Origin of the sequence: Streptomyces longisporoflavus (assembly GCF_014649775.1) — a bacterium.
GTDB lineage: Bacteria > Actinomycetota > Actinomycetes > Streptomycetales > Streptomycetaceae > Streptomyces > Streptomyces longisporoflavus.
The window spans coordinates 1-521 of the sequence record NZ_BMTR01000161.1 but is presented as its reverse complement, the minus strand read 5'-3'; the positions used below and the strand labels follow the sequence as shown (position 1 = coordinate 521).

General features: G+C 34.2%; 1 tRNA gene. It reads left to right on the top strand.

Annotated features, from left to right (window positions below):
* The first annotated feature begins 202 nt into the window (after positions 1–202).
* Positions 203–276 (top strand) — tRNA-Ile (locus tag IE226_RS45575).
* Positions 277–521 lie beyond the last annotated feature (245 nt).

Here is a 521-nt window from a genome sequence, read left to right as displayed (position 1 = left end):
ACCTCTAATTCTTGATCTCTCTCAATATCTCTCTCAATTCGACGATCCAGGATTTGAATTGATGTCTCTTCATTGATATTTAGACCTCCTCCGGCGAAGATTGTATTTGAACTGGAATTTGTTTATTTACGATATATGATGTGTTAAGTTAAGCATCCCAATTGGAATTTGTTTATTTACAATATATGATGTGTTAAGTTAAGCATCCATGGCTGAATGGTTAAAGCGCCCAACTCATAATTGGTAAATTCGTAGGTTCAATTCCTGCTGGATGCACGCCAATGGGAACGTTTAATAAGTCTATTGGAATTGGCTCTGTATCAATGGAATCTCATCATCCATACATAACGAATTGGTGTGGTATATTCATATCATAACATATGAACAGTAAGAACTAGCATTCTTATTGAGACTCGAACTCATAGGGAAAAAAATAGATTTATGGATGCAATCAAATATGCAGTATTTACAGACAAAAGTATTTGGTTATTGGGGAAAAATCAATATACTTCTAATGTCGA